22 protein-coding genes are annotated in these 26,408 nt (G+C 70.5%); 5 read left to right on the forward strand and 17 right to left on the reverse strand.

The annotated features are described in order from the left end of the window. Window positions 1-30: 30 nt before the first annotated feature. The gene (locus tag ACFWU9_RS18700) at window positions 31-387 is read right to left on the reverse strand and encodes a cytidine deaminase (protein WP_384319639.1); all 357 of its coding nucleotides are present in this window, start codon (window positions 385-387) and stop codon (window positions 31-33) included. 301 nt (window positions 388-688) lie between these two features. Here ACFWU9_RS18700 and ACFWU9_RS18705 point away from each other — a divergent pair, with 301 nt between their 5' ends. Further along, the gene (locus tag ACFWU9_RS18705; RefSeq protein WP_384319641.1) at window positions 689-2,095 is read left to right on the forward strand and encodes a polysaccharide pyruvyl transferase family protein; all 1,407 of its coding nucleotides are present in this window, start codon (window positions 689-691) and stop codon (window positions 2,093-2,095) included. Between the two features lie 46 nt (window positions 2,096-2,141). Here ACFWU9_RS18705 and ACFWU9_RS18710 read toward each other — a convergent pair whose 3' ends face one another. The 12 genes from ACFWU9_RS18710 to hrcA all read right to left on the reverse strand — a co-directional run bounded on the left by ACFWU9_RS18710 (window position 2,142) and on the right by hrcA (window position 15,065). Beyond that, window positions 2,142-2,495 carry an MmcQ/YjbR family DNA-binding protein gene (locus tag ACFWU9_RS18710; protein WP_384319804.1) on the reverse strand — a complete coding sequence of 118 codons (354 nt, stop codon included), beginning with the start codon at window positions 2,493-2,495 and terminating at the stop codon, window positions 2,142-2,144. A 20-nt stretch (window positions 2,496-2,515) separates the two neighbouring features. Continuing rightward, window positions 2,516-3,802 carry a hemolysin family protein gene (locus ACFWU9_RS18715; RefSeq protein WP_384319643.1) on the reverse strand — a complete coding sequence of 429 codons (1,287 nt, stop codon included), beginning with the start codon at window positions 3,800-3,802 and terminating at the stop codon, window positions 2,516-2,518. Next, a complete protein-coding gene (gene ybeY, locus ACFWU9_RS18720; RefSeq protein ID WP_384319645.1) occupies window positions 3,799-4,296 on the reverse strand; it encodes an rRNA maturation RNase YbeY in 498 nt (165 codons plus the stop codon). Before ybeY ends, ACFWU9_RS18715 begins: the two co-directional genes overlap by 4 nt. Window positions 4,297-4,338: 42 nt before the next feature. After that, window positions 4,339-5,370: a PhoH family protein gene (locus tag ACFWU9_RS18725; RefSeq protein ID WP_384319647.1), complete on the reverse strand. Its 1,032-nt coding sequence runs from the start codon at window positions 5,368-5,370 to the stop codon at window positions 4,339-4,341. A 250-nt stretch (window positions 5,371-5,620) separates the two neighbouring features. After that, entirely contained in the window at window positions 5,621-8,278 is a 2,658-nt protein-coding gene (locus tag ACFWU9_RS18730; protein WP_384319649.1) for a GH92 family glycosyl hydrolase, read from the reverse strand. Window positions 8,279-8,425: 147 nt separating this feature from the next. After that, window positions 8,426-9,538 (reverse strand): carbohydrate kinase family protein, encoded by a 1,113-nt coding sequence (locus ACFWU9_RS18735; RefSeq protein WP_384319650.1) that lies wholly within the window; start codon window positions 9,536-9,538, stop codon window positions 8,426-8,428. Between the two features lie 115 nt (window positions 9,539-9,653). Further along, window positions 9,654-10,562: a ribonuclease Z gene (locus ACFWU9_RS18740; RefSeq protein ID WP_384319652.1), complete on the reverse strand. Its 909-nt coding sequence runs from the start codon at window positions 10,560-10,562 to the stop codon at window positions 9,654-9,656. 2 nt (window positions 10,563-10,564) lie between these two features. Further along, the gene (locus ACFWU9_RS18745) at window positions 10,565-10,924 is read right to left on the reverse strand and encodes a histidine triad nucleotide-binding protein (RefSeq protein WP_384319654.1); all 360 of its coding nucleotides are present in this window, start codon (window positions 10,922-10,924) and stop codon (window positions 10,565-10,567) included. 83 nt (window positions 10,925-11,007) lie between these two features. Beyond that, entirely contained in the window at window positions 11,008-11,748 is a 741-nt protein-coding gene (locus ACFWU9_RS18750) for a 16S rRNA (uracil(1498)-N(3))-methyltransferase (RefSeq protein ID WP_384319656.1), read from the reverse strand. After that, window positions 11,745-12,818 (reverse strand): nitronate monooxygenase, encoded by a 1,074-nt coding sequence (locus ACFWU9_RS18755; protein ID WP_384319658.1) that lies wholly within the window; start codon window positions 12,816-12,818, stop codon window positions 11,745-11,747. The genes ACFWU9_RS18750 and ACFWU9_RS18755 overlap by 4 nt, the downstream gene beginning before the upstream one ends. A 96-nt stretch (window positions 12,819-12,914) precedes the next feature. Further along, a complete protein-coding gene (gene dnaJ / locus ACFWU9_RS18760; RefSeq protein ID WP_384319660.1) occupies window positions 12,915-14,048 on the reverse strand; it encodes a molecular chaperone DnaJ in 1,134 nt (377 codons plus the stop codon). Next, a complete protein-coding gene (gene hrcA / locus ACFWU9_RS18765; RefSeq protein WP_383640995.1) occupies window positions 14,049-15,065 on the reverse strand; it encodes a heat-inducible transcriptional repressor HrcA in 1,017 nt (338 codons plus the stop codon). A 163-nt stretch (window positions 15,066-15,228) separates the two neighbouring features. Here hrcA and ACFWU9_RS18770 point away from each other — a divergent pair, with 163 nt between their 5' ends. Together ACFWU9_RS18770 and ACFWU9_RS18775 are read left to right on the forward strand one after the other, a co-directional pair. Next, the gene (locus tag ACFWU9_RS18770) at window positions 15,229-15,948 is read left to right on the forward strand and encodes an MBL fold metallo-hydrolase (RefSeq protein WP_384319662.1); all 720 of its coding nucleotides are present in this window, start codon (window positions 15,229-15,231) and stop codon (window positions 15,946-15,948) included. A gap of 15 nt (window positions 15,949-15,963) precedes the next feature. Beyond that, window positions 15,964-16,794, forward strand: a complete 831-nt coding sequence (locus ACFWU9_RS18775; protein ID WP_384319664.1) for a DUF3097 domain-containing protein — start codon at window positions 15,964-15,966, stop codon at window positions 16,792-16,794. 491 nt (window positions 16,795-17,285) lie between these two features. Here the strand turns inward: ACFWU9_RS18775 and hemW are convergent, their stop codons facing one another. Both hemW and ACFWU9_RS18785 read right to left on the reverse strand, forming a co-directional pair. After that, window positions 17,286-18,518 carry a radical SAM family heme chaperone HemW gene (gene hemW / locus ACFWU9_RS18780; RefSeq protein WP_384319666.1) on the reverse strand — a complete coding sequence of 411 codons (1,233 nt, stop codon included), beginning with the start codon at window positions 18,516-18,518 and terminating at the stop codon, window positions 17,286-17,288. A 62-nt stretch (window positions 18,519-18,580) separates the two neighbouring features. Continuing rightward, on the reverse strand, window positions 18,581-20,734 hold the full coding sequence (locus ACFWU9_RS18785; protein ID WP_384319668.1) for a SpoIIE family protein phosphatase: 2,154 nt from the start codon (window positions 20,732-20,734) through the stop codon (window positions 18,581-18,583). A gap of 267 nt (window positions 20,735-21,001) precedes the next feature. Here ACFWU9_RS18785 and ACFWU9_RS18790 point away from each other — a divergent pair, with 267 nt between their 5' ends. After that, on the forward strand, window positions 21,002-21,715 hold the full coding sequence (locus tag ACFWU9_RS18790; RefSeq protein ID WP_384319670.1) for a two-component system response regulator: 714 nt from the start codon (window positions 21,002-21,004) through the stop codon (window positions 21,713-21,715). A 51-nt stretch (window positions 21,716-21,766) separates the two neighbouring features. On the opposite strand, the gene ACFWU9_RS18795 is transcribed toward ACFWU9_RS18790, so the two are convergent. Beyond that, window positions 21,767-23,656: an AMP-dependent synthetase/ligase gene (locus ACFWU9_RS18795; protein ID WP_384319672.1), complete on the reverse strand. Its 1,890-nt coding sequence runs from the start codon at window positions 23,654-23,656 to the stop codon at window positions 21,767-21,769. Window positions 23,657-23,901: 245 nt separating this feature from the next. Next, entirely contained in the window at window positions 23,902-25,767 is a 1,866-nt protein-coding gene (gene lepA / locus ACFWU9_RS18800; protein ID WP_384319674.1) for a translation elongation factor 4, read from the reverse strand. A 201-nt stretch (window positions 25,768-25,968) separates the two neighbouring features. Between lepA and rpsT the strand changes: the two genes are divergently transcribed. Then, complete coding sequence (gene rpsT, locus ACFWU9_RS18805; protein ID WP_189108282.1) at window positions 25,969-26,235, forward strand: 30S ribosomal protein S20; 267 nt, start codon at window positions 25,969-25,971, stop codon at window positions 26,233-26,235. The last annotated feature ends 173 nt before the right edge of the window (window positions 26,236-26,408 follow it).

Raw genomic sequence — 26,408 nt, forward strand, 5'->3', positions numbered from 1 at the left:
GTCGGCCCGGAGGCCGCCCCTCCGGATGCCTCAGCCGGCGGTGACGGTCCCCCGCAGGGTCCCGTCGGGGGCGGCGAGCAGCACCGGCGTATCGGGCCCGCCGAGATCGCGCACGGCGGCCCGGTCCTCGTCGCTCGCGCCCGCCGCCTCGGTGACGACCGCGGCGGCCTCCAGGGAGGTGGCGCCGCTCGCGACGGCCATGGCGACGGCGGTGCGCAGCGCGCTGAGCCTGAGCGACTCCAGACCGACGGTCCCGGCGACATAGGTCCGCCCGTTCTCGTCCCGTACGGCGGCCCCCTCGGGGACCCCGTTCCTGACCCGCGCGCTGCGCGCCAACGTGATGATCTTGCGGTCCTCGGGGTCGAGTTCGGTGCTCTGCGTCGTCATACGCCGAGCATAGAGAGCCCGCCCGGCCGAGCGGACAGAAGGGATACCCACCGCCCGACACAGCGCGCCGCCCCTCTGACGAAGCGTGAGGCGGTTCGGTTGCGGCATGATGCGGGAGCGATAGATCACATGAACAGCGTCCCAACAAAGCATGAATTAGCCATGTCTTCTAGCTTTTGATCTCGGGTATCGTCCCGTTCCACGCGGCCGGGTCAGCTGACCAGGATCGGTGCCGCCGGGGGATGAGCGCGCTTTGCCGGGCTCCCGGGCAGGTTGTCCGAGCAAAACGAGGGAGAAGGTCATGAAGCGCATACTCATACGCTCCGGTAAGAGCCCGTTCTACGTGGCCAGCCAGCAGGAGTTCATCCAGAAGGACCTGATCGGGACGAACTCGGGGAACCTGCTCTTCAGCGACGCCGCGCACAAGATCCTTCTCACCGAGCGCACGGAGATCACCTCCAACGGGCTCAGCACCGTCCCCACGCCGGAGCGGGCGCGGCAGATCAACGAGCGGTACGACGTCTTCGTCGTCCCTCTCGCCAACGCCTTCCGGCCCTCCTTCAAGGGCGCGCTCGACAAGCTCTCCACCCTCATCGAGCAACTCACCATCCCCGTGGTCGTCGTGGGCGTCGGCGCGCAGGCGACCGAGGACTACGACACCGCGCGGCTCGCGCCCATCGAGGCCTCCGTGAAGAGGTTCGTCCACGCCGTCCTGGAGAGATCCACCTCCATCGGAGTACGCGGCGAGCTGACCGCCTCCTTCCTGGAGCGGCTCGGCTTCAAGAAGCACGTCGAGGTCATCGGCTGCCCGTCGATGTTCCTGCACGGCGACACCTTCCCCACGCCCCGCGACCCCGGCCCGATAGACGCCCACTCCCGCGTCGTGATCAACATGTCGCCCGGAGCGACGGCCGTCGGCGACATGGAGGGCATGGCCCGCCACGCGCTGGAACGCTTCCCGCACCTGCGGTACTACGCGCAGAACCTCGCCGACGCGGAAATACTCTTCTGGGGCGACACCTCCGCCGTCACCGGCCCCAAGACCCGCTTCCCCCGACGGCTGACCCACCCGCTGTTCGAGGAGAACCGCGTCAGGGTCCCCCTGGACCCCAAGACCTGGATGGACGAGCTGGCGACGTACGACTTCGTCTACGGCACCCGTATCCACGGCAACATCGCGCCGCTGCTCGCCGGCACCCCCAGCGTCGTCCTCGTCCACGACTCCCGGACCCTCGAACTCTGCCGCTACTTCGGCATACCGCACCGGATGCTCAGCGCCACGCCCGCCGACATCCACCCCCAGGACCTCTACGAGCAGGCCGACTACAGCGAGATGCTGAACGGCCACAAGGAACGCTTCGACCGCTTCGTCACCTTCCTCGACAACAACGGCCTGGAGAACACCTTCACCCACGGCGACGGCGGCGCCGCCTTCGACCTGCGGCTCGCCGCCCTCGACCTGCCGCCCTCACTCGGCGTCTGGGACGGCACCGACGACGGCTCGCTGCACTACCGCTTCAGCCGGCTGCACGAGCGTCACACCGTCACCGACCGCCGCATCGAGACCCTCACCAAGAAGAACAACGAACTCCAGAAGAAGCTCAGCGCCATGGAGCGGCGCCTCTCCGACCTGGAGAACGGCTCACCCCTGCGCATCGGCCCGGCCGTCCGCCGCCGGGTGCGCCGCCGCCTGCGGCCCAAGGGCTGACCCCACCGGCGGCTCTCCCGTGAGGTCCTGTCCGCCGGGACAGGACCTAAGGCCGGTCCAGCCGAAGACGCTCCGCCTTCGGCAGACCGGCCACCACCAGGTCGTAACTGTCCTCGATCAGCTCGCGCACCATCCGCGCGGGCAGCCCGGCGACCGTGACCGTGTTCCAGTGCCGCTTGTTGAGATGCCATCCGGGGACGATCTGCGGATGGGCCCCGCGCAGCCGGATCGCCTCGTCGGGGTCGCACTTGAGCGAGACCTGCAACGGCTCGGCGTCCAGGACCGTGAGCGCGAACACCTTGCCCACCACCTTGAACACCGAGAGGTCGGGGGAGAACGGGAACTCCTCCGTCACCGCGTTGAACTCCAGGCAGAACAGGCGCAGTTCGTCCCGCGACAACGGGCCGGCCGCCGGGGCGCTCATCGCGAGGCCGCCGGCTCCGCCGGCTCGGCGAGCACCGTCACGATCTTGTTCCGCCGGCCCGCCGGGGACTCCGCCGTCAGCCGTAGCGTACGGCCGTCCGGCAGCTCCACCAGCGCGCTGGCACCGGCGATCGGCACCCGGCCGAGCGCCTTCGCCAGCAGACCGCCGACCGTCTCCACGTCCTCGTCGTCGAACTCGTCCAGCCCGTACAGCTCGCCGAGATCCCCGATGTCGAGCCGGGCCGTGACCCGGTAGGAGTCGGTGCCGGTCTCCTCGACGGGCGGCAGCTCACGGTCGTACTCGTCCGTGATCTCGCCGACGATCTCCTCAAGGATGTCCTCGATGGTCACGATGCCGGCCGTGCCGCCGTACTCGTCGATGACGACGGCGACATGGTTGCGCTCCTGCTGCATCTCCCGCAGCAGATCTCCCGCGTTCTTCGTGTCCGGCACGAAGGCCGCCGGGCGCATCGCCGTGGAGACCAGATCGGACTCCGACTCGCGGTTGATGTGCGTCTTCCTGACGAGGTCCTTGAGATAGACGATGCCGACGATGTCGTCCTCGTTCTCCCCCGTGACCGGGATCCGGGAGAAGCCGGAGCGCAGCGCCAGCGTCAGGGCCTGGCGGATCGTCTTGTACCGCTCGATGGAGACCAGGTCCGTACGCGGCACCATGACCTCGCGCACCAGGGTGTCCCCCAGCTCGAAGACCGAGTGCACCATGCGGCGCTCCTCGTCCTCGATCAGCGACTCCTGCTCGGCGAGGTCCACCATCGCGCGCAGCTCCGCCTCGCTCGCGAACGGTCCCTTGCGGAAGCCCTTGCCCGGCGTCAGCGCGTTGCCCAGGAGGATCAGCAGCTGCGGGACCGGGCCCATGATCCGGGCCAGCGGCAGCAGTACGTACGCCGCGACGGTCGCCGTGTTCAGCGGGTGCTGACGGCCGATGGTGCGCGGCGAGACGCCGACGGCGACGTACGAGACGAGCACCATCACCCCGATCGCGACCAGCAGCGCGGCCCAGGTGTCCTGGAACTCCTCCAGGCAGACATAGGTGACCAGCACCCCGGCCGCCATCTCGCAGGCGACGCGCACCAGCAGGGCCACGTTCAGATACCGCGTCGGGTCGGCGGCGATCTGGGCCAGCCTGTCGGCGCCGCGCCGCCCCGAGCGCTCGGCCTCGGCGGCCCGGAAGCTGGAGACGCGGGCGAGCCCCGCCTCCGCGCACGCCGCCAGCCAGGCGACGACGACCAGCGCGACCGCCCCGATGATCAGTTGCGTGATCACGAGACGGTCGGCGCGGGAGAGGGACCGGTCAGGCCCTGTTCGGCCCGCCACCCGTCCACGATGGCCGCCTGGAGGCCGAACATCTCGGCCTTCTCGTCGGGCTCCTCGTGGTCGTACCCGAGGAGGTGCAGCACACCGTGGACGGTGAGGAGCTGGAGCTCCTCGTCCATGGAGTGCCGCGTCGGCGCTTCCTCGCCCTGGGTCCTGGCGACCTCGGGGCAGAGCACGACGTCACCGAGGAGCCCCTGCGGGGGCTCCTCGTCGTCCTTCACCGGCGGACGCAGCTCGTCCATCGGGAAGGACATGACGTCGGTCGGACCCGGGAGGTCCATCCACTGCATGTGCAGCTGCTCCATGGCGGCGGAATCCACCACGATCACCGAGAGCTCGGAGAGCGGATGGATACGCATCCGGGTCAGCGTGTAGCGGGCGGCCCCGAGGATCGCCTGCTCGTCGACCTCGGTGCCTGACTCGTTGTTGACGTCGATCGACATGGTGCGGTGTGAATCTCCCGGTTAGTGCCGCGGGGCGCCGGTTCAGCGCTGCTGGTCATTGCCGTCGCGGCTGTCGTACTGCTCGTAGGCGTCGACGATACGGCCGACGAGCTTGTGCCGGACGACATCGTCGGAGGTAAGCCGGGAGAAGTGCACGTCCTCCACGCCCCCGAGGATCTCCTGGACCTCCCGCAGACCGCTCTTCGTGCCGCCGGGGAGGTCGACCTGGGTCACATCGCCGGTGATGACGATCTTCGAGTCGAAGCCGAGCCTCGTCAGGAACATCTTCATCTGCTGCGAGCTGGTGTTCTGCGCCTCGTCGAGGATGATGAACGCGTCGTTCAGCGTCCGGCCGCGCATGTACGCCAGGGGCGCGACCTCGATCGTGCCCGCCGCCATCAGTCGGGGGATCGTGTCGGGGTCGAGCATGTCGTGCAGCGCGTCGTAGAGGGGCCGCAAGTAGGGGTCGATCTTCTCGTAGAGCGTGCCGGGCAGGAAGCCGAGCCGCTCCCCCGCCTCCACCGCGGGCCGGGTCAGGATGATCCTGGTGACCTGCTTGGACTGGAGGGCCTGCACGGCCTTGGCCATCGCGAGATAGGTCTTGCCGGTGCCCGCGGGGCCGATGCCGAAGACGATCGTGTGCTTGTCGATCGCGTCCACGTAGCGCTTCTGGTTGAGCGTCTTGGGGCGGATCGTGCGGCCACGGCTGGAGACGATGTTCTGAGTGAGAACTTCGGCGGGGGTCTCGGGTCCGTCCGCGCCGCCGTTCTCGCTCGCCCTGAGCATGGCGATCGAGCGTTCCACTGCGTCCTCCGTCATCGGCTGACCGGTGCGGAGCACCAGCATCATCTCGTCGAACAGGCTCTGGATCAGCGCGACCTCGGCCGCGTCGCCCACGGCGCTGATCTGATTGCCCCGGACATGGATGTCGGCGGCCGGGAACGCCTTCTCGATCACGCGCAGCAGCGAGTCACCGGAACCCAGGATCGTCACCATCGGGTGCTTGGCGGGGATGGTGAACTGGGCTCGCGCCTGACCGGGCGCGGGGGTAGGGGCTGTGGGTGTCTGAGTCATGGGCCGGCACTGTGGCCTGCACATACCTCCCGTTGCAGGGTTCTCGCCGCTCGACAACCTCTGGCTACCAGCGTACGACTCCGCACTGACAAGCCCGTAGGGCTTTTACACGCGCCTTTGCGCCCGTCTCCGCGCGGACGGCCCCGGCCGGACCGGACGATCCCGCCGGGGCCGCTCGCGGTGCGTGGCGGCGTGCTGCGCGATGTGGCGCTACATCGCGCTATGTGGTGCTACGTGGTGTCCGCCCCCGCTAGCGCCTTCTGACCTTCACCACGACCGTGTCGCTCGTGGAGCCGGTCGCCCGCTCCCCCTCGGCCGGGACGTACTCGGCCGTGAACACGCGGTTACCGACCGTGGTGTCCGACTTCAGCGTGTACGTCGCCTTGCCCGCCCGCACCGGCGCGGTGGCGAGCTTCTGCCCGCCCGACCGGAAGACCACGGTCCCGGCCGGTACGGCCTCCGGGTCCAGCGTCACCTTCGCGGTGAGCTCGACCGGGTCCTTCGTGCCGTACCACTGCGAGTCGTCCGACGCCTTGAGCCTCACCGTCGACGTCGCCGCCGGGGCCTCCTGCGCGCCCGGCATGGCCGGCGGCCGGTTCTCCGCGCCCCGGCCCCATGTGCTGCTCGGGCCGTCGGTGGTGAGCTTGACGTCGACCGTGCCGGCCGAGAGCAGGTCGTGCTCCGAGATCCAGCTGCGCGCGGTCCTGTCGCCCGCGACGGTCAGCGTGTCGATGTACTGGATCGTCGACGCCTTCGCGCCCGGGGCGTTCAGGGTCAGCCGGGTGCCGTCGGGCCGCGTGATCACGGCCTTGGGGAACATCGGGGCGGAGAAGACGTAGTTGCCGGAGCCGGGCTGGGCCTCGAAGAAGCCCAGCATCGCGAACGCGGCCATCGCCGAGCTGGCACCGAGGTCGTCGTTGCCGGGAACGCCGTTGTACGTGTCCGTGTAGAGCGCCCGCTGCGCGCGGGTGACCGCGGAGGTCTTCCAGGGACTGTCCGTCCACGCGTACATCCACGGGGCGTGGAAGTCGGGCTCGTTGTTCGGGTTGAACTCGAAGTGGCCGTTGTAGTCGATCGGCCCGGTCACCCAGTGCTTGGAGGCGGCCGTCGAGACGTCCTCCTCGATCGCGGGGAAGGTGAAGAACGTGTCGAGCCGCTTCTCGGCCTCGTCGGCTCCGCCCATCAGCTCGAAGAGCGCCTCGGGGTGCTGCTGGCCGAGCCACTGGTACTGCCAGGCGGTGCCCTCCTTGAAGCCCTTTCCGTTCACCACCTCGTCGGTCGGCACGAAAGTACCGTCGCCAGCGCGAACCTGCGGGAATCCGGTGTATCCCTTGGACTCGGCGTCCGGATTCCAGATGTGGGCGAATTCGTCGCAGCGCGGGCGGAGTCGGTCCGCCTCCTCGAACTTCTTCAGACCGATCGCCATCGTGCCGAGCGCGCAGTCCGCGAGGGAGTATTCGAGACCGATGGAGGCGGCCTCGTTCGCACTCAGCTCGGCGGGAATGTAACCCTTCGCCAGATACTGCGGATTGAATTCACGCGCCTTGATGTTGGTCGCCGGCGGCGGCACCTCGTTGACGTTCTTCCACAGGGCGGCGAAGAGCTTCTCGGAGAGTTCGTCGTCGAGCAGACCACGTGAATAGAGAGTGACGATGAACGGGGTCACCGGGTCGCCGCTGGTGGCATTCGTCTCGGCCTGGCCGAGCGACCAGCGCGGTACCCAGCCGCCCTGTTCGTAGATCGCCAGGATCGAACGGGCGATGTCCGTCGCGCGCTTCGGTTCGAGGAGAGCGACCAGCTGGTTCTGGGAACGGTACGTGTCCCACATGGACAGCATCTGGTAATAGTCGTCGCCCGGCGCGACCTTGTGCGGCTTCTTGTCGAAGCCCAGGTAGGTGCCGTCCACGTCCTGGGCGACGGACGGGTGCAGCAGGCTGTGGTACAGCTCGGTGTAGAAGGTCTTCAGGTCCTCGTTCGAGTCGCTGGCGACCCGTACGCTCCTCAGCTGCTTCTGCCACGCCTTGTGGGCGTCGGTGCGGACCGTGTCGAAGGACTTCAGCTTGTTCTTGGGGGCCTTCGCGTTCTGCGGGCCCTTGGAGCCGGGGCCCTTGGAGCCGGTGGAGAGCTCGGCGACGCGGTTCTTCTCCGCGCCCTCGACCGAGGTGTAGGAGACGCCGGTGTGGGTGACGACCGGGGCCTTGCCGCCGGGCGCGAAGGAGAGCACGGCGCCGCCGGTGGCGGCCGTACGGCCGGCGACCGGGAGCTTCTCGCCGCGGTTCCAGGTGGCGACCTCGGTGATCGGCTCGGAGACGGTCATGCTGAAGTGGAGGGTGTAACGGCTGGGCCGGTCGGGGCCGCAGAAGGAACCGCTCGTCACGGAACCCTGGATCTTGTCACCGACCACCTTCACGTCACTGGCGAAGGTCTGGCCCCACACGTCCGTCACATTGACGATCAGCTTGCGGTCCCGCGCGTCCTTGTCATAGGTGAAACGGTCCACTCCGGTGCGGGTGGTCGACGTCAACTCGGCGCGGATGTTGTTCTTCTCGAGCGTGACGCCGTAGTAACCCGGCTTCGCCACCTCGGTGTCATGACTGAATTTCGACATGTTCGCCGACAGGGAGGTGTCGGTGATGTCGCCCACGGTCGGCATCAGCCGGATCCAACTGCCCGCGGGGCAGCCGATACCGGAGAGATGCACCTGGCTGAAGCCCGTCAGCGTGGTCGCGTCGTAGTTGTACGCGGCGTTTCCCACATTGGTGTCGGGGCTGTTCTGCACCATGCCGAACGGCAGGGCGGCGCCGGGGAATGTCATTCCCGAAGTGGTCGTCCCCACCATCGGATTGACATAGACGGTCGGATCCGAGACCAGGGGCGGTGCGGCGCTGGCCGCGGGCGCCCCGAGCATGCCTGCCACCACCGCTGCCGCGACTGTTCCCACCGCCGTTCGCCAGCGTGTGCCGAATCTGGACATCTTGAGCCCTTCCCGATTGACAACGTTGTCTTACAGCAGCTCGGATGTTTACAGTTGGCACCGTCCACGTCAAGGGATCGGTCAGCCCGAGCGCCCGAAGCCGATCGTCGGCACCGCCCTGCGCAGCGGCCACGGCCGGGTCGGCGCGGGCAACAGCCCTGTCAGGAAGGCGTATCGGCGCAGCGCGGCCGGATCCTGGTCCGGGAGCTCCTGTACGTAACTCCACCAGGCCGCCACCTCCGCCCAGCCCGGCGCCGACAACGATCCGCCGAACTCCTGGACCGACAGCGCGGCCGTGAGCCCGGAGAAGGCGAGCCGGTCCGCGAGCGGCCAGCCGGCGAGCGTGCCGGTGACGAACCCGGCGACGAACACGTCTCCCGCGCCCGTCGGATCGAGCGCCTCCACATCGATCGCCGGCACCTCGGCGGTCGTGCCGGCGGCGCTGTCCACCGCGTACGCCCCCTCCGCGCCGAGCGTCACGACCACCAGCGGCACGACCTCGGCGAGCGCCCGCGCGGCGGCCTTGGGGCAGTCGGTACGGGTGTAGCGCATCGCCTCCTCGGCGTTGGGCAGAAACGCCTCGCAGTGCGCCAGGTCGGGAAGGCCCGCGAGGTCCCAGCGGCCGGTGTCGTCCCACCCCACGTCGGCGAAGACGCGCGCCCCGTGCCCGGCGGCGCGGGCGATCCATCCGTCGCTGCGGCCCGGCGTCAGCGCGGCGACGGCGGCACGCGCGCGGGGCGGGCACTCGGGCGCGGCGCTCTCGGGCGGCGGGGCCTCGTGACCGTGCGAGACCATCGTGCGCTCGCCCTCGTACGCCATCGAGACCGTGACCGGTGAGTGCCAGCCGGGGACGGTGCGGGAGCGGGAGAGGTCGATGCCCTCGCCCTGCTCCAGGGCGTCCCAGCAGTACTCGCCGTAGTGGTCGTCACCGAAGGCGGCGGCGAGCGAGGTGCGCAGTCCGAGCCGGGCCAGCGCGCTGGCCATGTTGGCGATCCCGCCGGGACTCGAACCCATGCCCCGGGCCCAGGACTCGGTGCCGCGCACGGGGGCGCTGGCGAGGCCGGTGAAGATGATGTCGAGGAAGACCGTGCCCGTCAGGTAGACGTCGCATTCCGGGTCGTCCGGGGCGCGGAGCGCGCCCAGCGGGTCGACATCGGCGGTGTGCCGCTGCGGCGTTCCTTCGGTTGGGGTCACGGTCGCGCTCCCGGATCGGCTAAACGGTCCGGACAGTGTGCCCGATGGCACTGACAGTCGGCGTGAGGGCAGGCCGTGGCGGCGGTCCCCGGGTCGGCGGCGGAGCGGGAGCGGGTCAGCCGGCGCGCTTGGGCAGCGGTACGCGGACGAGGTCGGCCGCGACGGTCAGCTCACCCTCGTAACCGGCCGCCCTGGCCTGCCGCTCGAAGTCCGCGGGATCGGAGTAGCGCTGCGAGAAGTGCGTCAGGACGAGATGCCGTACGCCCGCCTCCCGCGCCACCTCCCCGGCCTGACCGGCGGTCAGATGCCCGTGCTCCTCGGCGAGTTGCCGGTCCTCGTCGAGGAACGTGGACTCGATCACCAGCATGTCGCAGCCGTCGGCGAGGGCATCGACCCCGGCGCAGAGCCGGGTGTCCATGACGAACGCGAAGCGCTGGCCCCTGCGCTCCTCGCTGACATCGGCGAGCGTCACGCCGCGCAGCTCCCCGTCCCGCTGGAGCCGTCCCACGTCGGGCCCCTCGATCCCGTGCGCGGCGAGGCGTTCGGGGAGCATCCTGCGGCCGTCGGGCTCGGTGACCCGATAACCGTAGGACTCGACGGGGTGGGAGAGCTTGTGGGCTTCGAGGGTGTAGGAGTCGGTCCGGGCGATCACGTCGTCGGCGTCGACGGGCGCCTCGGTGATTCCGACGGTCTCGCGGTACGCGGTCGCGTACCGCAGCCTCCTGAAGAAGGCCTGGCCGCTGGCCGGGTAGTGCGCGGTGACCTCGTGCGGGACACGGTCCAGGTTGATGCGCTGGATCACTCCGGCGAGGCCGAGCGAGTGGTCGCCGTGGAAGTGCGTGACGCAGATCCGGTTGATGTCGTACGCGGCGACTCCGGCCCGCGACATCTGGCGCTGGGTGCCGTCCCCGGGGTCGAAGAGGATGCCCTCGCCGTCCCAGCGCAGCAGATACCCGTTGTGGTTGCGGTGCCGGGTGGGGACCTGGCTGGCGGTGCCGAGGACGACGAGTTCGCGGACGGACACGGCTATCCGGGCGGCCAGTTGAGGCCGCGTCCGCCCAGCACGTGGGCGTGCGCGTGGAACACGGTCTGGCCCGCGCCGCTGCCGGTGTTGAAGACGATCCGGTAGCCGCTGCCGACGGTCTTGTCCTCGGCGGCGACCTCGGCCGACTCGCGCAGGAGGTCGGCGGCGATCTGCGGCTCGGCCGCCGCCAGCGCGGCGGCGTCCGGGTAGTGGACCTTGGGGATCACCAGCACATGCGTGGGGGCCTGGGGGTTGATGTCCCTGAAGGCCACGGTGGTGTCCGTCTCGCGTACGACGGTGGCCGGCACCTCCCCGGCGACGATCTTGCAGAACAGGCAGTCGGCCTGTCGTTCTCCCGCCATGGTCCGGGTCTCCTCATCGGTCGGCCGGTCGCCCTGGTCACTTCCGTACGGAGGCATGCTATCCGCCCGTCGGCGTCCCGCGATCAGGACCAGCGGCCCGTGCGGCCCAGCAGCAGCGCGCAGGCGGCCGTGCCGGCGGTGGAGGTGCGCAGCACGGTGCGGCCGAGCCGGTACGGCGCGGCCCCGGCGTCCGCGAAGAGTGCCAGCTCGTCGGGGGAGACGCCGCCTTCGGGTCCGACGACGAGCACGATGCCGCCGGCGGCGGGCAGTTCGGCGGTGGCCAGCGGCTCGCTCCCCTCCTCGTGCAGAACGGCGGCGAACTCGGCCCCCGCCAGGAGCGCCGCGACCTCTTTGGAGGTCATCGCCTCACCGATCTCGGGGAAGCGGAGCCTGCGGGACTGCTTGCCCGCCTCACGGGCGGTCGCGCGCCATTTCGCCAGGGACTTGGCGCCCCGCTCGCCCCTCCACTGGGTGACGCAGCGCGCGGCCTGCCAGGGCACGATCGCGTCGACGCCGGTCTCGGTCATCGTCTCGACGGACACCTCGCCCCTGTCGCCCTTGGGCAGCGCCTGGACGACGGTGATCCGGGGACGGGGCTCGTCCTCGGTCCGTACACCGGTGACGGCGACGTCCAGCCGGTCCTTGCCGTGGACGGCCTCGACCGTGCCGTGGGCGCCGGTGCCCGCGCCGTCCGTCAGGACCACCTCCTCCCCGACGCGCAGCCTCCTTACGGAGACGGCGTGCCGGCCCTCGGGACCGTCGAGGGTGACGGTGCCCGGGCGCAGGGCGACGGCGGGGTCGACGACGAAGACAGGTGCGGTCATGAGGCGTTTCCCTGGGTCAACGAGGCGCGGACGGCGTCGAGTTCGTCGGCGAGGACCCCGACGAGCTGCCCGGCGGGCAGGTCGCGGGCCATCCGGTGGCCCTGGCCCGCCCACAGGGCCATGCCCTGGGGGTCGCCGACCTTGGCGGCGGCCTTGCGCACCCCGGCGGTGAGGTGGTGCACCTCCGGGTAGGCGGGCGGGGCGTAGGGGCCGTGTTCGCGCATGAAGCGGTTGACGAGGCCGCGCGCGGGCCGGCCGGTGAAGGCGCGGGTGAGTTCGGTGCGGGTGAACAGCGGGTTGGTCATGGCCCGTTTGTGGAGCGCGTGGGCGCCGGACTCCGGGCAGACGAGGAACGCGGTGCCGAACTGGGCGGCATGGGCGCCCGCGGCCAGTACGGCGGCGATCTGCCCGCCGCGCATGAGCCCGCCGGTCGCGATGACCGGCAGCCGTACGGAGTCCCGTACCTGCGTCACGAGCGACAGCAGCCCGATGCCCGCGCCGTCGGTGGCGGGGTCGTCGCGGTGCGTGCCCTGATGGCCGCCGGCCTCGACGCCCTGGACGCAGACGACGTCGGCGCCCGACCACTCGGCGGTCTGGGCCTCCTCGGGCGTGGTCACGGTGACGACGGTGAGGGTGCCGACGCGGGTGAACGCGTCGAGGGTGGTGGGCGTGGGGCAGCCGAAGGTGAACGACACGACCGGGACGGGATCGTCGAGCAGTATCGCGAGCTTGGCCTCGTACCCGTCGTCGCGGCCCGCGTCGGGGTCGCCGAGCGGGGTCTCGTACCAGTTCGCCTCACCGGCGAGCTGTTCGCGGTAGACCTCCACGGCGGCGTGGTCGTCGTGGTGCGGCTGCGGCATGAACAGATTGATCCCGAACGCGGCGGAGCTGAGCCCCCGGAGCTGCTTGACCTCCTCGTACATCCCGTCGGCGGTCTTGTAGCCGGCGGCGAGGAAGCCGAGTCCTCCGGCGTCGCCGACGGCCGCGACCAGCTGCGGGCACGACGCGCCGCCGGCCATGGGAGCCTGCACGATCGGATACCGGCAGAGATCGGTCAACACGGAGGACATGCACGCATGGTGCCATGGCCCCCGTGGAGCCTTGGTACCGGTTCGTCCTCGGGCGCCGGCCGGGCGGAAGAGCCCGGCCGGGCCCGAGGAGTCGGTCTAACGACCGTTGAACGCGTCCTTCAGCCGGGAGAAGAGTCCCTGCTGCCCCGGTTGAAACTGGCCGGTGGGCCGTTCCTCGCCCCTGAGCTTCGCCAGCTCTCGCAGCAACCGCTCCTGCTCCGGGTCGAGTTTCGACGGGGTCATGACCTCGACATGGACGATCAGGTCGCCCCGGCCGCCGCCCCGCAGATGTGTGATGCCCCGGCCGTGGAGCGGGATCGACTGGCCCGACTGGGTGCCCGGCCGGACGTCGATGTCCTCGACACCGTCCAGCGTCTCCAGCGGGCACTGTGTGCCCAGGGACGCCGCGGTCATCGGGATGGTGACCGTACAGTGCAGATCGTCGCCCCGGCGCTGGAACACCGCGTGCGGCAGTTCATGGATCTCGACGTACAGATCGCCCGCCGGACCGCCACCGGGCCCGACCTCGCCCTCGCCGGAGAGCTGGATACGGGTGCCGTTGTCGACGCCCGCGGGGATCTTGACCGTGAGCGTACGGCGCGACCGGATACGGCCGTCGCCCGCGCACTCGGGGCAGGGGGTCGGCACGACCGTACCGAAGCCCTGGCACTGCGGGCACGGCCGCGACGTCATGACCTGGCCCAGGAAGGACCGCGTGACCTGCGAGACCTCACCGCGACCGCGGCACATGTCGCAGGTCTGCGCGGAGGTGCCGGGTGCGGCGCCCTCGCCCGAGCAGGTCGTACAGACGACCGCCGTGTCGACCTGGATGTCCTTCGTCGTGCCGAAGGCCGCCTCGTTGAGGTCGATCTCCAGCCGGATCATCGCGTCCTGGCCGCGCCGCGTCCGCGACCTCGGCCCGCGCTGCTGCGACGTCCCGAAGAACGCGTCCATGATGTCGGAGAAGTTGCCGAAGCCACCGGCCCCGAAGCCGCCGGCCGCGCCGCCCGCCTGCGAGAGCGGGTCACCGCCGAGGTCGTAGACCTGCTTCTTCTGCGGGTCCGACAACACCTCGTAGGCGGCGTTGATCTCCTTGAACCGCTCCTGCGTCTTGGGATCGGGATTGACATCCGGGTGCAGCTCGCGGGCGAGCCTGCGGAATGCCTTCTTGATCTCGTCCTGTGATGCGTCGCGGCGTACGCCGAGTACGGCGTAGTAGTCCGTGGCCACTTACGACTCCGCCAGGATCTGTCCGACGTAACGTGCCACTGCGCGTACCGCTCCCATCGTTCCGGGGTAGTCCATGCGGGTCGGTCCGACCACGCCGAGTTTGGCGACTGCCTCGTCGCCCGAACCGTAGCCGACCGCGACGACGGACGTGGAGTTGAGGCCCTCATGGGCGTTCTCGTGCCCGATTCGTACGGTCATGCCCGAGTCCTCGGCCTCGCCGAGCAGCCTGAGGAGCACGACCTGCTCCTCAAGTGCCTCCAGCACCGGCCGAATGGTCAGGGGGAAGTCGTGCCCGAAGCGCGTCAGATTGGCGGTGCCGCCGATCATCAGCCGCTCCTCGGTCTCCTCGACCAGTGTCTCCAGCAGCGTCGCCAGGACCGTGGACACGGTGCCCCGGTCCTCCAGGTCGAAGGATTCGGGCAGCTCCTGCACCAGCAGCGGCACGTCGGAGAACCTGCGTCCCACGACCCGGGCGTTGAGCCGGGCCCGCAGGTCCGCCAGCGACGTGTCGCCGAACGGCACCGGACAGTCGATCATGCGCTGCTCGACCCGGCCGGTGTCGGTGATCAGTACGAGCATCAGCCGCGCGGGGGCCAGCGAGAGCAGTTCCACGTGCCGCACCGTCGAACGGGTCAGCGAGGGGTACTGCACGACCGCGACCTGCCGGGTCAGCTGCGCGAGCAGCCGCACCGTACGGCCCACCACGTCGTCCAGATCGACGGCGCTGTCGAGAAAGTTCTGGATGGCCCTGCGCTCCGGCGCCGACAGCGGCTTGACGCCGGCCAGCCGGTCGACGAAGAGCCGGTAGCCCTTGTCCGTCGGAATACGCCCCGCGCTCGTGTGGGGCTGGGCGATGAAGCCCTCGTCCTCCAGGACCGCCATGTCGTTACGGACGGTGGCCGGGGACACACCGAGCTTGTGCCGCTCGGTCAGCGCCTTGGAGCCGACGGGCTCCTCGGTGCCGACATAGTCCTGGACGATGGCGCGCAGCACCTCAAGCCTGCGTTCGCTCAGCATCGCGCACACCTCCAGCTCTGGTTCCTCGGATCCGGCTTGGCACTCGGTGCGTAGGAGTGCCAGCATTCCCCGGGCCAGTGTACGGCCGTGAGGTACGCCCCTAGCAAGGCCGACCGGTCACGCTACCGCGCGGCACCGCCCGCCCCACGGATAGCGTCGCGGTATGAACGTCCGTTGGGAAGAGCATGGCTGGGAACGGATCGCCCCGGGGGTCGGCAGACGGCGGCTGCCTGGCTGGGATGCGACGGTCGGACTGGTCGTGGGCGAGGACGCGGTCCTTCTGTACGACACGGGCTCCACGCTCCGTGAGGGCGCCGAGATCCGCGTACAGGCGCAGTCGCTGTGCGGCCGCCGCGTCACCCACATCGCGCTCAGTCACCCGCATTTCGACCATGTCCTCGGCACGGCGGCGTTCGCGGGCGTGGAGGTCTACGGCGCGGTGGGGCTCGGCGAGCTGATGCTCCACGACAGCGAGAAGCTGCGGGACTCGGCCGTGCGGCACGGCGTACGCGCCTCCGAGGCGGCGTCGGCGGTGGACGTGCTGGTGGTGCCCGGTCACCCCGTGTCCGGCGAGTGGACGCTCGATCTCGGCGGGCGGCGGGTACTTCTCGCCAATGTCGGCCCCGGGCACTCCGGGCACGATCTCGCCCTGCTCGTCCCCGGCGACCGGGAGATCGTCTTCTGCGGCGACCTGGTCGAGGAGTCGGGCGAACCGCAGGCCGGCCACGACGCGATCCCCTCGCGCTGGCCGGCCGCGCTGGACCGGCTGCTGGCCCTGGGCGGCGAGGACGCGGTGTACGTTCCCGGCCACGGCGCGGCGGTCGACGCGGCGTTCGTACGGGCCCAGCGGGACGCGCTCGCCGCACGATTCGGCACGGCCTGACGTTATCGTCGGCGGATGCGCAGCTACAGCCCCGATCTGACCCCGCCCTGGAAGCGCCCGAAGCCGGCGCCCGAGGTGCCCGCCGAGCCGGACCTGGTGGTCGAGGAGGTGTCGACGGGCTTCTGCGGGGCGGTGATCCGCTGCGAGAAGACGGCCGAGGGGCCGACGGTCACCCTGGAGGACCGCTTCGGCAAGCACCGGGTCTTCCCGCTGGTGGAGCGCGGGTTCCTGCTCGAAGGCCGGACGGTCACGCTGGTCCGGCCCACCGCCGGCGGCCCGGCCCGGCCCACCCGTACGGCCTCCGGCTCGATCGCGGTCCCGGGGGCACGGGCGCGGGTGGCCCGCGCGGGGCGGATCTATGTCGAGGGGCGGCACGACGCGGAGCTGGTCGAACGGGTGTGGGGCGACGACCTTCGCATCGAAGGCGTGGTCGTGGAGTACCTGGAGGGCATCGACGACCTCCCGGCGATCGTCGCCGAGTTCGGCCCGGCGCCGGACGCGCGGCTCGGCGTGCTGGTGGACCATCTGGTGCCCGGCTCGAAGGAGTCCCGCCTGGCCGAGCGGGTCACCGGGGAGGACGTCCTGATCGTGGGCCACCCGTACATCGACGTCTGGGAGGCGGTGAAGCCGTCGTCGGTGGGCATCCCATCGTGGCCGACGGTACCGCGCGGCCAGGACTGGAAGACGGGGGTGTGCCGCTCCCTGGGCTGGCCGGAAAACACCGGTGCGGCGTGGCAGCGGATCCTGTCCTCGGTCCACACGTTCCGCGACCTGGAGCCGGCGCTGCTGGGCCGTGTGGAGGAACTGATCGACTTCGTCACGGCGACGGCGACGGAGCCGGGGTAACGGGGCCGGTTCGCGTACCGGCCTGTGCCTGGCCGGGGTCGGCCTCAAGCGCCAGCCGGGCTGGGGGTGGTCGCTGTGGTTGCCGGGTGCCGCTCCGGGGTCATGCCCGGACGGCGTGATTTACGCCGCGTGCACCCCTCGTCGGACCCGAGGAGACCAGGTTGTCCACGCGGCACAAATCAGCCTGAGTGTCCGGACACGACCCCTGCGCGTCCCCCTTCCCCCCCGCGGACCGGAGGCTTGAACAGCGCCACGTGACGGTGTGAGGGGGGCGGGGTCGCAGGAGGGGTGTGTTCGGACACTCGGGCTGATTTGTGGCGCGTGAACAAGAACCTCTCATCGGGACCAACGAACCCCGCACGCGCCGTAAATCACGCCGTCCGGACACACCCCTCCGGAGACCCCGAACCCCGCCCCTCGGCAGACAACCGCAACCCGAAACGCCCCCGCACCCCAAGACACCCGCGCCGGACGGCGACCCCGCCGGGACGTCAGTCCACCAGATCCCGCACCACCGCGTCCGCCAGCAACCGCCCCCGCAGCGTCAGCACCGCCCGCCCCTCCCCGTACGGCCCCGCCTCCAGCAACCCCCCGGCCAGCGCCCGCTCGGCCGCCTCCCGCCCCGCGGACCGCAGCAGCGACAGCTCCACGCCCTCCGCCAGCCGCAGCTCCAGCAGGATCCGCTCCACGCGCCGGTCCTCCGCCGTGAGGAGCTCCCGCCCCGCCCCCGGCGACCGCCCCTCCGCCAGCGCCGCCGCGTACGCCCCCGGGTGCTTCACGTTCCACCACCGGACCCCGCCCACATGGCTGTGCGCGCCGGGCCCCGCGCCCCACCAGTCCGCGCCGCGCCAGTAGAGCTCGTTGTGCAGGCACCGGCCGGCCGGTGTGGTCGCCCAGTTGGAGACCTCGTACCAGGAGAACCCCGCCGCGGCCAGCGTCTCGTCCGCGATCAGATACCGGTCCGCGTGCTCGTCGTCGTCGGTCATCGGGATCTCGCCCCGGCGGATACGACGCGCCAGCCCCGTGCCCTCCTCGACGATGAGCGCGTACGCCGAGACATGGTCGGGCCCCGCCCCCACCGCCGCCGCGAGGGACTCGCGCCAGTCGTCGTCGGTCTCCCCGGGCGTGCCGTAGATCAGGTCGAGGTTCACATGGTCGAACCCGGCCGCGTGCGCCTCCGCGACGCACTCCTCCGGCCGCCCGGGGGTGTGCGTGCGGTCCAGCACCTGAAGGACGTGCCGCTTCGCGCTCTGCATGCCGAAGGAGATCCGGTTGAACCCGCCCGCGCGCAGCTCCGCGAGATAGGCGGGGCCGACGGACTCCGGGTTCGCCTCGGTGGTGATCTCGGCGTCGTCGGCGAGGCCGAACTCGTCGCGTACGGCACCCAGCATCCGTACGAGGTCGGAGGCGGCGAGCAGCGTGGGCGTACCGCCGCCGACGAAGACCGTGCGCACGGGCCGGGGGTCGTCGCCGAGGACCTTCCGGGCGAGCCGGATCTCGTCGGTCAGGGTGTCGGCGTAGTTGTCGCGGGACGCCAGGACGCCGCCCGAGCCGCGCAGCTCCGTCGCGGTGTAGGTGTTGAAGTCGCAGTAGCCGCAGCGGGTGGCGCAGTACGGCACGTGCAGGTAGAAGCCGAGCGGCCGGTCCGCCGCGCCGTCGAGGGCGTGCGGGGGCAGTGCGCCGGAGTCGGGCATGGGGTCACCGTCGGGCAGGGCGGAAGGCATGCCCCCAGTGTCCCGCACCGCCGAGGCGGACCCACGCGGGAGAGGCGCCCCGGCCCGGAGGGCTACTCCGCGCGCAGCACCAGCATCGCCAGGTCGTCCGACGGCGGACTCGGGTCGAAGTCGTGCACGGCGCGTCTGATCCGCTCGGCGACGCCCTGGGCGCTCAGGCCCGTGCAGCCCGCCAGGATCGCGGCGAGGCCGTCGTCGTCGTCCAGGAGCAGCCGTCCGGAGCGGCGCTCGGTGATGCCGTCGGTGACGCACAGGAGGGTGTCCCCCGACGCCAGGTCGAAGCTCAGGCTCTCGTAGGCGACGTGTTCGTCGACCCCGAGGAGCAGCTGCGGCTCCGCGGCCACGCGTACGGTCCCGTCGGGCCGCAGCAGCAGCGGCAGCGGGTGGCCGGCGCTCGCGAGGGTGCAGCGGGCGCCGCCGCCGGTGCCGGGGAGCGGCGCGAGTTCGCCGTACAGGAGGGAGAGGAAGCGCGACTGGCCGCCGTCGGCGAGCCCGCCGCCCCGTCCGCCGTCGCCGGCGCTCTGCTCGATGGCGCCGATGTCGCGGATCTCGCCCATGTCGCTGAGCGGCCCGAGGTCGCTGAGCCCGGGGAGCGCGCCGTCGCCGCCCGTCAGATCCTGCCCGCCGGCGACGGCGACCATCAGCGCGGCGGCCTCGGCGGCCTCCATCGCGTCGTCGAGCAGGAGCCGGTTGAGGCGGTCGAGGACCTCGCCGACGCCGTACCCCTCACGGGCGAGGAGCCGCAGCCAGGGCCGGGCGAGGCCGGTGACGACGGCGGCTTCGGGGCCGCTGCCCTGGACGTCGCCGAGCATGAAGCACCAGCGCCCGCCCGGCGGCGCGGGGAAGACGTCGTAGAAGTCGCCGCCGACCACGCCGTCGTCGGCGGGCTCGTACACGAGGTGGCTCTCGACGCCCGGGATCCGCGCGACCTGGCTGGGCAGCAGGCTGCGTTGCAGGACACGGCTGATGGTGGCCTGCCGGGTGTAGCGGCGGGCGGCGCCGATCGCGAGGGCGACGCGGCGGGCGAAGTCCTCGATGAGCGCGATCACTTCGTCGGGCATCCGGGCGAGCCGGCGCCGGCCGAGGACCAGGGTGCCGAGGGGCCGGCCGTTGGCGACGAGCCGGCAGGCGACGGCCGCGCCGTCGTGGGCGCCGGTCTGGCCCGAGCCGGGCCAGGGGACGGGCACCGGAACGTTGCGCCCGCCGGCCGCGCCGCCCGTCCCGTCCTGCCCGCGCTGGGAGTCGAGCAGTCTGGGCGGCTCCTTCTCCAGGAGGGCGCGCAGCAGCTCGATACGGGACTCGTCGGCGTGCCAGACGCGGGCGAGCCGGGGCGTGCCCGCCCTGCCGTGTCCTTCTTCGCCGTCGAGCCAGATCGCGCACCAGTCGGCGAGCCGGGGCACGAGCAGCTGGCCGGCGAGCGCGGCGACCAGGTCCTCGTCGAGCTGCCCGGCCAGCAGGTCGGAGGCTTCGGCGAGGAAGGACAGGGCGCCCCGGCTGATCCAGTCCGGGTCCTCGCGGGGCATTCCGCGCGGTGCGGCGGCGAGGATCTCGGCGGCGCGCAGGCCGCGGCGCAGGGCGGGTTCGCCGACGACTCCGCCCGCTCCGGCCACCGCGTCGGCGCCGGAGGTGGTCTCGGTGGCCGGCCCGTCGATCGGGAGGCGGGCCCAGACGGTCTTGAGGCCGGTGCGGTACGTGATGCCCCAGCGCTCCGCGAGGGCGGCGATGAGCTGGAGGCCCCGGCCGTAGTCGGGGGCGCCGCCGCCCGCCGGTCCGTGCGCGTCGCTGCGTACGGAGCGGGCCGGGTGGTGGTCGGACACCTCGATGACGAGCGCGGCGGGCTCCTGCTCGGAGTCGGTGTCCGGCCCCGGGACCTCGACGGGTGTGCTGTCCGGTTCCGGCGGTGCTTCGAGACGGCAGAGGAGTTCGACGTTGGTGCCCGCGTGCACGACGGCGTTGGTGACGAGTTCGTCGACGATCAGCACCGCGTCGTCGACCAGCGCGTCCGAGTTGTGCCCGCCCTGGGGGCACTCCGCGTCGGCCTGGCAGAGCGCGCAGGCGGTGAGCAGTCCGAGGCTGGTCCACTCGGCGAGCGCCGCGCGCACGAACCGGCGCGCGGCGGACGGAGCGAGCGGGTTCCCCGGCAGGCTGGTCCGTGCCGTGCGTCGCTCATCGTTCCGTAACGTCCGGCCCCGTGACGGATCAGGCACTTCCGGATCGTTCGGGTCCCGAGGGTCCCCTATAGGCACCACGTGCGGCTCCTGGTTGTTTCTTTCGTTGCGCCGCTTACGACCCCGACAGAGTGACAGACTGAGCGTGCCCATAAGCGTCGAGTCATCGAAACGGGCGAAGAAGCGGGCGAAGAAATTCGGCGAAGAACGGAGCTCAGAGGCCACTTCCCGGCCGCCGTACCCCCGACACACTACGCACCCGGATCCCCCAAATCCCGGCCATCACCTACTCGGACGCCACCAACGATGAGCACCCAGATACCCACCGACCCAGCCGCTGACACCCCGGTCGCCGACCGAGCGGGAATTCTCCTCGTCGACGACATGGAGGAGAACCTCCTCGCGCTCGAAGCCGTACTGGCATCCCTCAACGTCCCTCTGGTGCGCGCCCGTTCGGGCGAGGAGGCGATGCTGGCCCTGCGCCGTGAGCGGTTCGCGCTGGTCCTGCTGGACGTACGGATGCCGGGCATGGACGGCTTCGACACCGCCGCCGGCATCAAGCGGCTGGACCAGGCGAAGGACGTCCCGATCATCTTTCTGACCGGGAGCGATCCCGACAGCGGTTTCGCTTTCCGCGGATACGCGACGGGGGCCGCCGACTTCATCCCCAAGCCGTTCGACCCCTGGGTGCTGCGCGCCAAGGTGACGGTCTTCCTCGAACTGCACCGCAAGAACCGCCAGTTGGAGGCCCTGCTGGCCCGTGACCACGCACAGCTGGCGGAGATGGCCCGCCGGCTGGCCGCGATCGAGTCCATGCTCGGCGGTGACGGCCCGTCCGGTCATGACGAGGGCCCCGAGGGGGACGGCGCGGGCGCGTCCGACGGCGCGGGCGAGGGCCCGGCCGGGGACGACACGAACACCCTGCGCGGCCCCGGCGAACTGGCCGCGCTGCGCGCCCATGTGGCCGGGCTCGACAACATACTGCGGGAATTACGCCGCGGACGGAGCCTTCAGCCGTAGACCCCGGCCGCCGGCTCCGCCCGCGTACTCATGTCCCACGCGTATGCGCCCCTACGACTCCCGTGTGCCGTCGTACATCTCGTCGAGCAGGTACGCGTACTCCCGCTCCACCACCGGCCGCTTGAGCTTCAGACTCGGCGTCAGCTCACCGTGCTCGATGTCCAGGTCGCGCGGCAGCAGCCGGAACTTCCTGATCGCCTGCCAGCGCTGAAGGCCCTCGTTGAGCTCGTTCACATAGCCCTCGATGAGCTCCCGCGTCCGGGGCGAGGCGACGACGTCCGCGTACGAGGCGCCCTCCATGCCGTTCTCGGCCGCCCAGCCGAGCAGGGACGGCTCGTCCAGGGCGATGAGCGCGGTGCAGAAGTTCCGGTCGGCGCCGTGCACCAGGATGTTGGAGACGTACGGGCACACCGCCTTGAACTGGCCCTCGACCTCGGCCGGGGCGATGTACTTGCCCGCGGACGTCTTGATCAGGTCCTTCTTGCGGTCGGTGATCCGCAGATAGCCGTCGACCGACAGCTCACCGATGTCGCCGGTGTGGAACCAGCCGTCGGATTCGAGGACTTCGACGGTCTTCTCGGGCAGCCCGTGGTAGCCGTCCATGATGCCGGGACCGCGCAGCATGATCTCGCCGTCGTCGGCGATCCGGACCTCACAGCCGGGCAGCGGCTTGCCGACGGTGCCGGTGCGGTAGGCCTCGCCCGGGTTGACGAAGCTGGCCGCGCTGGACTCGGTCAGGCCGTAGCCCTCCAGGATGTGGATTCCGGCGCCGGAGAAGAAGAAGCCGATGTCGGGCGCGAGGGCGGCCGACCCGGAGACGGCGGCGCGCAGCCGGCCGCCGAACGCCTCACGGAGCTTGGCGTAGACGAGCCTGTCGGCGACGGAGTGCTTGGCACGCAGGGCGAAGGGCGCCGAAGCGGTGCCGGTGTGACGGAAGTTGTCCTGGCTGACCTTGGCGTACTCGCGGGCCACCTCCGCGGCCCACTTGAAGATCTTGTACTTCGCCGCGCCGCCCCCGCGCGCCTTGGCCGCGACACCGTTGTAGACCTTCTCGAAGATCCGGGGCACCGCCGCCATATAGGTCGGCCGCACCACCGGCAGATTCTCGATGATCTTGTCGACGCGGCCGTCGACCGCGGTGACATGGCCGACCTCGATCTGGCCGGACGTCAGCACCTTGCCGAAGACGTGCGCCAGCGGCAGCCAGAGGTACTGGATGTCCTCCTTGGTGATGAGCCCGGTGCCGACGGTGGCCTTGGCCATGTAGGACCAGCTGTCGTGCCGCAGCCGTACGCCCTTGGGGCGGCCGGTGGTGCCCGAGGTGTAGATGAGGGTCGCGAGCTGTTCGGCGGTGATGGCGCCGACCTGCTCCTTGACCGCCTCGGGGTGCTCCTCCAGATACTTCGTCCCGCGCTCCTCCAGCTCGGCGAGGGAGAGCACCCAGCCGTCCGGGTCGCCCTCGGCGGGCTTCGCGTCGGCCGCCTCGATCACCACGACATGGGCGAGATCGGGCAGCTCGGCCCGGCGCTCGCGGGCCTTGGCGAGCTGCTCGGCGTCCTCGGCGATGAGGACGCGGCTCTCGGAGTCGGCGAGGATGTACGCGCACTCCTCGGTGTTCGTCGAGGGGTAGACGGTCGTGGTCGCGGCGCCCGCGCACATCACACCGAGGTCGGCGAGGATCCACTCGACCCGGGTGGCGGCGGCGAGCGCGACACGCTCCTCGGGCCGTACGCCCAGCGAGATCAGACCGGCGGCCATCGCGTACACCCGCAGGGAGGCCTGACCCCAGCTCAGGGACTTCCAGTCGTCGGGGCCCTGACCCGTGGCGGAGGGAACCGGATAGCGGTACGCCTCCGCGTCCGGCGTGGCCGCCACGCGCTCAATGAAGAGGGTCGCCACCGACGGCGGCCGATTCTCGATCAAGGTCTTTGTGTCGCTCACGACGTCCTCCGGGCCCCGCAATGTTTGCGCGACAGGCTTGTTGTTTAACTGGTGAGTAACCATCGAGCAGTGATCAGACTAGAGCGGACCCGCCCGGTACGTAAGGGGACGCGGGGAGCCGCTTCATAAAGAACCGGACCCGCGAACGACCGTCGGGTCCGCGCGCCTGTGCGCCCGGACCCGACCGGCCCTACTCGCGAGTCACTTCCGGGCCGCTCGCGGGCCGACCCGCCGCGCCCCCGGGGTCACTTCTTCTTCCCGGCCGACTCGTCGCTCGACAGCACCGCGATGAAAGCCTCCTGCGGGACCTCGACGCTGCCGACCATCTTCATCCGCTTCTTGCCCTCCTTCTGCTTCTCCAGCAGCTTGCGCTTACGGGAGATGTCGCCGCCGTAGCACTTGGCGAGGACGTCCTTGCGGATGGCGCGGATCGTCTCGCGGGCGATGACCCGGGATCCGATCGCCGCCTGGATGGGCACCTCGAAGGCCTGGCGCGGGATGAGCTCCCTGAGCTTGGCGACGAGCCTCACCCCGTACGCGTACGCCTGGTCCCGATGGGTGATGGCGGAGAAGGCGTCGACCTTGTCGCCGTGCAGCAGGATGTCGACCTTGACGAGCTGGGCGCTCTGCTCACCGGTGGGCTCGTAGTCCAGGGACGCGTAGCCACGGGTCTTCGACTTCAGCTGGTCGAAGAAGTCGAAGACGATCTCGGCGAGCGGGAGGGTGTAGCGGATCTCCACCCGGTCGGCGGAGAGGTAGTCCATGCCGAGGAGCGTGCCGCGGCGGGTCTGGCAGAGCTCCATGATCGAGCCGATGAACTCGCTGGGCGCGAGGATCGTGGCCCGGACGACCGGCTCGTGCACAGAGTCGATCTTCCCCTCGGGGAACTCGCTCGGGTTGGTGACGGTGTGCTCCTTGCCGTCCTCCATCTCCACCCGGTAGACGACGTTCGGCGCGGTGGCGATCAGATCGAGGTTGAACTCCCGCTCCAGCCGCTCCCGGATCACATCGAGGTGCAGGAGCCCGAGGAACCCGACCCGGAAACCGAAGCCGAGGGCCGCGGAGGTCTCCGGCTCGTAGACCAGGGCCGCGTCGTTGAGCTGGAGCTTGTCGAGGGCGTCGCGCAGCTCGGGGTAGTCCGAGCCGTCCAGCGGATAGAGGCCGGAGAACACCATCGGCTTGGGGTCCTTGTAGCCGCCCAGCGCCTCGGTCGCGCCCTTGACGAGGGAGGTGATCGTGTCACCGACCTTGGACTGCCGCACGTCCTTCACACCGGTGATGAGATAGCCGACCTCGCCCACACCGAGGCCGTCGGCCGGCGTCATCTCGGGCGAGGAGACACCGATCTCCAGCAGTTCGTGGGTGGCACCGGTGGACATCATCCGGATGCGCTCGCGCTTGTTGAGCTGGCCGTCGATGACACGTACGTAGGTGACGACGCCCCGGTAGGAGTCGTACACCGAGTCGAAGATCATCGCGCGCGCGGGCGCGTCGGCGACGCCGACCGGCGGCGGCACGTCCTTGACGACCCGGTCGAGCAGGACGTCGACGCCCACGCCGGTCTTCGCGGAGACCTTGAGCACGTCCTCGGGCTGGCAGCCGATCAGGTTCGCCAGCTCCTCGGAGAACTTCTCGGGCTGCGCGGCCGGCAGGTCGATCTTGTTGAGCACCGGGACGATGGTGAGGTCGTTCTCCATCGCCAGATAGAGGTTGGCGAGGGTCTGTGCCTCGATGCCCTGCGCGGCGTCCACCAGCAGGATCGTGCCCTCGCAGGCGGCGAGCGAGCGGGACACCTCGTACGTGAAGTCGACGTGGCCCGGTGTGTCGATCATGTTCAGGACATGGGTGGTGCCCTTGTCCGGCCCCTCGTTGGGGGCCCAGGGCAGCCGGACCGCCTGGGACTTGATCGTGATGCCGCGCTCGCGTTCGATGTCCATCCGGTCGAGATACTGGGCGCGCATCTGCCTCTGGTCGACCACGCCCGTCAGCTGGAGCATCCGGTCGGCGAGCGTCGACTTGCCGTGGTCGATGTGCGCGATGATGCAGAAATTACGGAGCAGCGCCGGGTCCGTACGGCTCGGCTCGGGCACGTTGGTAGGGGTCGCGGGCACGCAGGGTCCTGATTCTTGAGACGCGCGGCGTCTCGTCTCGGGTCGACATCGGATCGATACGTAGGCTCCATCGTCCCACGGGTACGGGGCTGCGCCCGGTTTGGGCCGGTCGGGCGGTCACTGGTAGCGTTGTCAGCTGTGTCTGCCGCCGTCTCGGCGCGGACGCTCATTCAAAGATCATCGAACCTGAAAAGGCATTTCGTGGCGAACATCAAGTCCCAGATCAAGCGGAACAAGACCAACGAGAAGGCGCGCCTGCGCAACAAGGCCGTCAAGTCGTCGCTCAAGACCGCGATCCGCAAGGCCCGCGAGGCTGTCGCCGCCGGTGACGTCGAGACGGCGAACGTGGCCGTCCGTGAGGCGTCGCGCAAGCTCGACAAGGCCGCCTCGAAGGGTGTCATCCACAAGAACGCCGCCGCCAACAAGAAGTCGGCGCTGGCGTCGAAGGTTGCCGCCCTCCAGGGCTGAGCGGCTGTCTGCTCACTCTTGATTCCAACCGCCGGAACGGACTCAGCGGGCCCTCTCTACCGCTCCTGACCGGTGTCTTTCGGATCCGCGCACGACTGCGTTCGCCACGCGGGTGCGGGTCCACCCAGGTTTGACGACGAAGGCCCCGGTACGTACGCCGTACCGGGGCCTTC

Origin of the sequence: Streptomyces sp. NPDC058653, from assembly GCF_042716895.1 — a bacterium.
In the GTDB taxonomy this organism is placed as follows: Bacteria; Actinomycetota; Actinomycetes; order Streptomycetales; family Streptomycetaceae; genus Streptomyces.